The organism is Micromonospora aridisoli, assembly GCF_056150025.1.
Window position 1 is genome coordinate 296,159 of the sequence record NZ_JAXCFK010000010.1, and the last position, 7,027, is coordinate 303,185.

Consider the following 7,027-nt stretch of genomic DNA (forward strand, 5'->3'; position numbering starts at 1 on the left):
CCGCTCCACTGAAGGTAGTCACCACCCGATGCGCGTAGGACCGAGCCAGGACGAGATTCGTCGACAGAATCTCGGCGCCCTGCTGCGCTACGTGCACGTGCACGGTGCCACCACACGCGCGGAACTGACCACCACGCTGGGGTTGAACCGGAGCACCATCGGCGCGCTCACCGCCGACCTCGCCGCGGCCGGCCTGGTGACTGAGGGGGCGCCGAGGGAAACCGGCCGGGCCGGACGACCGTCGTTGGTCGTCCGGCCCGAGTCGGACCGGGTCTTCGCGTACGCGTACAGCATCGAGGTGGACCGGCTGCGGGCCGCGCGGGTCGGGCTCGGCGGCGCGGTGCTCGACCGTCGGGAACTGGACCGCCCGCGCGGTCTCACCGCGGCGGAGGCCGCGCCGCTGCTGGCCGGGGCGGTCAAGGAGATGCGGCAGGCGCTGCCGGAGGGTGCCGTCTGTGTCGGCGCCGGGGTCGCGGTCTGCGGCATGGTTCGCCGCGACGACGGCCTGGTCCGGCTCGGCCCGACCACCGGTTGGGTGGACGAACCCATCGGCACCGCGCTCGGCACGGAACTCGGGGTCGACGTGCCGGTCACGGTCGGAAACGTGGCCGACGTGGCGGCCTTCGCCGAGCACGCCCGGGGCGCGGCGGCCGGCTGCGAGAACGTGATCTACCTCTACGGCGACGTCGGCGTGGGTGCCGGGATCATCGCCGGGGGCCGGCGGCTGACCGGGCACGGCGGCTACAGCGGCGAGGTGGGACACATGGTGGTGGTCCGCGACGGGGCCCGCTGCGAGTGCGGCAACCGGGGTTGCTGGGAGACCGAGATCGGCGAGCACGGGCTGCTCCGGGCCGCCGGCCGCTCCGACGCCCGGGGGCGGGAGGCGATGCTGGCGGTCTTCGACGCCGCCGACCGCGGTGACGCCCAGGCCCAGATCGCGGTACGCCAGGCCGGTGACTGGCTCGGCTTCGGCGTCGCCAACCTGGTCAACATCTTCAACCCGGAGATGGTCATCTTCGGCGGCACCATGCGCGACCTCTACCTGGCCGCCGCCGCCCAGGTGCGCAGCCGGCTCAACTCCAACGGGCTGCCCGCCTGCCTGGAGCACGTCCGGCTGCGTACGCCGAAACTCGGCGAGGACGCTCCCCTGGTCGGTGCCGCCGAACTCGCCTTCGACCGGCTCCTGGCCGACCCGCTCGACGTTAGCTGACCTACAGTTCCAGATTTCGCGAACCGGTTTCGCCAACCGGTGAACTGATCGGCCAGTCGGTCCGTACCAGTGTGCGGACGGCCGACGGGTACGGACGTCCGTCGCTCAACCGATCGGTTCTCGTCCGAGGAGGCGCCGCAGACATGGCACCGCTGGATTCCGCTCGTCGCCGGCAGGGCAACCGGTCCCGTCGCTTGGCGGTGCTGCTCACCACCATCGCCGCAGCTCTCGTCGTCCTGCCCGGCGTGGCGCTGGCCGCGCCCGCCGGTCAGCAGCTCGCCGCCGCCGACCAGGCCCTGCTCGACGGGGTGCGACTGGCCGGGCTCTGGGAGATGCCGGCCGGACAGATGGCCGCCGAGAAGGGCCAGTCGCCGGTGGTCCGGGAGATCGGCGCGGAGATCGCCCGGCAGCACGAGGAACTGGACCGGCTCACCGTCGAGGCGGCCAACAAGCTCGGTGCGACCATCCCGAACCAGCCGACCGCCGAACAGCAGGGCTGGCTTGATGAGATGAAGAACGCCAACGGTGCCCGCTTCGACCAGATCTTCGTCACCCGGCTGCGGGTCGCCCACGGCAAGATCTTCCCGGTCGTCGGCGCGGTCCGGGCCAGTACCCGCAACGCCGTCGTCCGTGACCTGGCGAACGCCACCAACAAGTTCGTCGGCGACCACATGATCATGCTGGAGAGCACCGGGCTGGTCCGCTGGGCGGAACTGCCGCCGGCCGCGCTGCCGGCCCCCGGCAACGACGGGCTGCTCGCCGCCGCGTCGGCGAACACCGGCCCGCAGATCGGCGTCAGCAACACCATCATCTGGGCGATCTTCCTCGGCGCCCTCGGCACCGGCGGTTTCCTCACGTACCGCATGTTCCGTCGCAGCTGACCGCCGCCACCTGAACCGATGACCGCTCGTACCCGGGCCGCTGCCCTGCTCGGGCTGATCCTCGTCACGCTGTGCGCCGCCCTGGGCCCCGCCGGTCCAGCGGCGGCGCACGCCGTGGTGGTGGCCACCACCCCGCAACGCGACGAGGTCCTCGGGTACGCGCCGCGCGAGGTGCTGGTGACCTTCAGCGAGAACATCGCCGTGGTCCCCGGCCGGGTACAGGTCCTGGCGCCCGACGGCAAACGCATCAACGTCGGCGAGCCGGAGGTCCGGGACCGGACCATGCGGATCGCGCTGCGGGCGTCCGACCGCCCGCTCGGCACCTACCTGGTCAGCTACCGCGTCATCTCGGCGGACAGCCATCCGGTCGCCGGCAGCTTCACCTTCGCCGCCGGAGCACCGTCGGCCACCCCACCACTGCCGACCGAGACGGACGCGACACCGGCCGGAACGCTGGTGCCGCTGGCGAAGTACCTCGGCTACCTCGGCCTGCTGCTGGCGGTCGGCCCGCCGCTGCTCACCGCGACCCTCTGGCCCAGACGCCGGTCCCGACGCGGAGCGACGATCATGGCACTGGTCGGGCTCGGGCTGGTCGCCGCCGCTGCGGTGGGGACCTGGATCGGGCAGGCCGCGCAGGTGGTCGGCGCGCCGGTCGGTCAGCTCTCCGCCGCCGATCTGCGTGCGGTCGCCGACACCGACGTCGGGACGGTGCTGACGGTACGCCTGATCCTGGTCGGCCTCGCCGCCGCGCTGCTGCCGGCGGTCACCCGGGGCACCGCCGGTCGCTGGCGGACCGGTGCGCTGGCCGCCACGGGCGTGGCGGGTCTGGTCACCTGGCCACTGGCCGGGCATCCGATCGCCTCACCGGTGCCGCCGGTGAGCGTCGTGCTGACCACCGTGCACATCGCCGGGGTCGCCGTCTGGTTGGGTGGGCTGCTCGCCCTGACCGTGTTCCTGCTTCGGGGCACCCACGAGCGCGTCCTCGCCCGGATCCTGCCGGCCTGGTCGAGGTGGGCCACGCTGGCCGTGGCCTGGCTCGTCACCGCCGGAGTCCTGCAGGCCGCGATCGAGTTGGGCCGGCCCTCGGCGTTGTGGGACAGCACGTACGGTCGCCTGCTCCTGGGCAAGGCGGCGCTGCTGGCCGCGGTGCTGGCCATCGCGGCCGGTCAGCGCCGGCTGATCCGGCGTCGGGTCGCGGCGAGCCGCCCCCGGTGGGTCGCCCGTGCGGCCGGCGCGGAACTCGTCGTGACGGCGGTGGTGCTGGCGCTGACCGCGGTGCTGGTGCAGACGCCACCCGGACGCACCGCAGGCACCGCGGCCGACGGGGTGACCCGGGAGGGTGTCGCGCAGTCGCTCACCACTGACCTGTTCACCGTGCAGTTCGACATCTACCCGGCGGTCGCCGGCACCACGAACAGCCTGCACGCGTACGTCTACACGCCACAGGCGAAGGAGTTGCCGGTGGCGGAGTGGATGGTCACCGCGGCCCTGCCGGAGGCCGGCATCGAGCCGATCACCGTCGACGTCTTCCCGCTGGAGCCACACCACGGCAGCGCAGAAATCCACTTCCCGGTGGCCGGGGAGTGGACGCTGCGGATCAGCGCCCGCATCAGCGAGATCGACCGCTCCACCGCCACCACCACGGTGACCATCCGCTGACCGGGCCCGGTGCCGCGCTTCAGCGGTCGACCTGGGTGAAGTCCCAGGAATGGGGCTTGCGGGCGAGCAGCATCACCGGCGGGTCGGGCAGCGGCCGAGGGCTGCTGCGCCACTTGGAGATCACCACGACCCGGTGATCGGTGGAGGAGAAGACCTCGCTGGACAGGTGCAGCGGGTCGTGCTCGAAGTCGGGCAGCGCGGTGTCACAGACCCAGGTGATCAGGTCGGTGAGCGCGTACGGTTCCGCCCGCGCCTCCCACATCCGTACGATCACGTCGCCGTCCTCCTCAGACGCTGACCGTGGTCAGCGGCATGGCCGAATCCGCGGGCAGGTCGAGCCGGCTCGGCGCGACACCCGAGGCGACCAGGTGCGAGCCGAGGGCCGCCACCATCGCGCCGTTGTCGGTGCACAGGCCGGGCCGGGGCACCCGGACCCGGATGCCGTGCCGGGCGGCCCGCTGCTCGGCCATCGCCCGCAGCCGCGAGTTGGCCGCCACTCCCCCGCCGATCACCAGCGTCTCCACACCCCGGCCCCGGCAGGCGTCCAACGCCTTGCCGACCAGCACGTCGCAGACCGCCTCCTGGAAGGACGCGGCGACGTCCGCGACCGGAACCGGCTCGCCGGCCCGCTCGCGGGCCTCCACCCAGCGCGCCACCGCGGTCTTCAACCCGGAGAAGGAGAAGTCGTGACGGTGCGCGACGAGATCCTTGGCGGCGGTCAGGCCACGCGGAAAGGCGATCGCCGCCGGATCACCGGCCCGGGCCTCCCGATCGATGTACGGCCCACCGGGAAACGGCAGGCCGAGCAGCCGGGCCACCTTGTCGAACGCCTCGCCGGCCGCGTCGTCGATGGTGGCGCCGAGCGGGGTCACGCCCCGGGCCAGGTCGTCGATCAGGAGCAACGACGAATGACCACCGGAGACCAGCAGCGCGATCGCCGGTTCGGGGAGCGGTCCGTGCTCCAACGTGTCCACCGCGACGTGCGCCGCGAGATGGTTGACGCCGTAGACCGGTTTCTCGGCGGCGACCGCGTACCCCTTGGCCGCAGCCACCCCGACGAGCAGCGCCCCGGCCAGGCCGGGCCCGGCGGTGACCGCGATCGCGTCGACGTCGGCGAGCGTCACCCCCGCCTCGGCCAGCGCCCGCTCCATGGTCGGCACGATGGCCTCCAGGTGCGCCCGGCTGGCCACCTCGGGCACCACGCCGCCGAACCGCGCGTGCTGGTCCACACTGGAGGCGAGCGCGTCGGCGAGCAGGGTGTGCCCGCGTACGACACCGACGCCGGTCTCGTCGCACGAGGTCTCGATGCCGAGGATCAGTGGTTCGTCAGCCATACGATTTCTCAGTCCTGGAGGCGCTGCATCACCAGCGCGTCGGTGTTGCTCGGTTGGTAGTAGCCGCGTCGTACCCCGATCGGCTCGAATCCGTGCATCGCGTAGAGCCGCTGGGCCGGCGCGTTGTCGGCGGCGACCTCCAGCAGCACGGCGCGTACGCCGAGCCGGGTGGCCTCGGCGAGCAGTGCCTCCAGCAGCAGCCGGCCGATCCCCCGGCGCTGCGCGTCCCGCCGGACCGCGACGTTCTGCACCCACGCCTCGTCCGGCGGCGCGACGGCGAGCCCGGCGTACCCGAGCACCGCGCCCTCGCCGTCGGTCGCGACCCGGTAGAAATGCCCGTGGGCCAACTCGTTCCAGAACATCGGTGCCGACCACTGCTCGGCACCGAAGAGGTCCGCCTCGATCGGCAACACCTCGTCGATGTGCCACCAGCGGAACCGGCCGAGTCGCACCTCGCTCACGACAAGACCGCTCTGCCCGCGGCTCACGGCAGGACCGGTTTGCGCACGGTCGCCGCCACCGCGTCCGGGCGACGCAGGTAGAGCGGCGTCAACGGTTCACCGGGCGCGCCGGTGCGGATCCGCTCGGCGGCCAGGGTGGCCAGCGCGGTCGCGTCCGGGTAGCGCGGCTCGGGTCGCAGCGGCAGCCCGAGGGCGTCGGCGTACCGGTGGGCACCGTCGCCGACGGCAGCGGTCACGCCCAGTTCCCGGGCCCGATCGGCGGCCACCGTCGGTGCGCCGACCTCCGGCCCGACCAGGCGCTGGCCGGCGCCGTCGTAGACCGCCCAGTAGATCTCCCGGCGCCGCGCGTCGCTCGCCGCCAGCACCGGCTCGCCGGCCGCCGCCGGGTGGCCGATCGCGTCGAGCGAGCAGACACCGTACGCGGGAATGTCGAGCACCTGGGACATGGTGGCGGCGGTGACCAGCCCCACCCGCAGCCCGGTGAACGGCCCGGGGCCGACCCCGGCGACGATCGCGTGCAGGTCGGCCGGCCGGGCGGCGACGTCGGCGAGCACCGCGTCGACCTGCGGGGCGAGCAGTTCGCCGTGCGCCCGAGCATCGACGGTGCACCGGTGCGCCCGGGTCGTGACGCCACTCGTGGTGACCTCGACGAGCGCCGCGGTCACCGCCGGGGTCGAGCTGTCCACCACCAGTACGAGCACAATGACCCAGCCTAGCCGCATCGTCTCCGGCCCTCGGACGCCCGCCCGCCATCGCCGCCGAGTCGTAGCGCTCGCGCGCACCGCTGTGGTTCTCGAAGGAGGCACGGGGCCAGGCCCGTCAGCGCCTGGCCCCGTAGCGATGGATCAGTTGCGGCGGCTCCACTGCTGGTTTGCTCCACCCCAGCAGCTGTACAGCTGGATCATCGCCCCGTTACCGCTGCCACCGGCGTCGAGGCACAACCCTGACTGCACTCCGGTGATCGTGCCGTTGGAGTTGATGTTCCACTGCTGGTTCGCGCCGCCGTGGCAGTCGTAGATGGTCACCCGCGTGCCGTTGCTGGTGCCCTGATTCGCGGCGTCCAGGCACTTGCCGTTCACCGTCAGCTGCCGGCTCGAGGTGTGGGTGAACCGCTGGTTCGACCCGCCCCAGCAGTCGTACAACTGGATCTGGGTGCCGTTGGTGGTGCTGGAGTTCGGCACGTCCAGGCACCGGCCGGACTGCTGACCGACGATCATCTGGCCGGTACCGCCACCGGGCGGCGGGGTGGTCGGGTTGCTCGGGGTGGGGCCGGGGTTGCTGCCTTCCCGGACGGTGATGTCCGAGCTTCCCTGGCTCTGGTAACCCTCGGTGGCCATGATCTGGTAGTAGTGGTTGCCGAGGTTCAGGCCCACGCGAGCCCAGGCGTCGAAGTGGTTGGCGGTGGTGATGGTGCCGCTGCTGCGCTTCTGCTGCCGGACGCTCCAGTACTGGTAGAACGTCGCGGTGCCGTCGATCGAGGGC

8 protein-coding genes are annotated in these 7,027 nt (G+C 72.7%); 3 read left to right on the forward strand and 5 right to left on the reverse strand.

Going from position 1 to position 7,027, the window contains the following annotated elements; genetic code table 11:
* Window positions 1-28: 28 nt before the first annotated feature.
* The 3 genes from SM447_RS22060 to SM447_RS22070 all read left to right on the forward strand — a co-directional run bounded on the left by SM447_RS22060 (window position 29) and on the right by SM447_RS22070 (window position 3,750).
* On the forward strand, window positions 29-1,210 hold the full coding sequence (locus tag SM447_RS22060) for an ROK family protein (protein ID WP_474574729.1): 1,182 nt from the start codon (window positions 29-31) through the stop codon (window positions 1,208-1,210).
* Between the two features lie 143 nt (window positions 1,211-1,353).
* Window positions 1,354-2,091, forward strand: a complete 738-nt coding sequence (locus SM447_RS22065) for a DUF4142 domain-containing protein (RefSeq protein ID WP_474574730.1) — start codon at window positions 1,354-1,356, stop codon at window positions 2,089-2,091.
* An 18-nt stretch (window positions 2,092-2,109) separates the two neighbouring features.
* Window positions 2,110-3,750: a copper resistance CopC/CopD family protein gene (locus SM447_RS22070; RefSeq protein WP_474574731.1), complete on the forward strand. Its 1,641-nt coding sequence runs from the start codon at window positions 2,110-2,112 to the stop codon at window positions 3,748-3,750.
* Between the two features lie 19 nt (window positions 3,751-3,769).
* On the opposite strand, the gene SM447_RS22075 is transcribed toward SM447_RS22070, so the two are convergent.
* The 5 genes from SM447_RS22075 to SM447_RS22095 all read right to left on the reverse strand — a co-directional run.
* The gene (locus SM447_RS22075) at window positions 3,770-4,024 is read right to left on the reverse strand and encodes a hypothetical protein (RefSeq protein ID WP_474574732.1); all 255 of its coding nucleotides are present in this window, start codon (window positions 4,022-4,024) and stop codon (window positions 3,770-3,772) included.
* A 13-nt stretch (window positions 4,025-4,037) separates the two neighbouring features.
* Entirely contained in the window at window positions 4,038-5,084 is a 1,047-nt protein-coding gene (gene tsaD / locus SM447_RS22080; RefSeq protein ID WP_474574733.1) for a tRNA (adenosine(37)-N6)-threonylcarbamoyltransferase complex transferase subunit TsaD, read from the reverse strand.
* Between the two features lie 8 nt (window positions 5,085-5,092).
* Window positions 5,093-5,545, reverse strand: coding sequence for a ribosomal protein S18-alanine N-acetyltransferase (gene rimI / locus SM447_RS22085; RefSeq protein WP_474574734.1), 453 nt, complete (start codon window positions 5,543-5,545; stop codon window positions 5,093-5,095).
* Window positions 5,546-5,568: 23 nt separating this feature from the next.
* Window positions 5,569-6,246, reverse strand: coding sequence for a tRNA (adenosine(37)-N6)-threonylcarbamoyltransferase complex dimerization subunit type 1 TsaB (tsaB, locus tag SM447_RS22090; RefSeq protein WP_474574735.1), 678 nt, complete (start codon window positions 6,244-6,246; stop codon window positions 5,569-5,571).
* A 144-nt stretch (window positions 6,247-6,390) separates the two neighbouring features.
* Window positions 6,391-7,027 (reverse strand): RICIN domain-containing protein (locus tag SM447_RS22095; protein WP_474574736.1); only part of this gene is annotated, 637 nt, incomplete at its 5' end.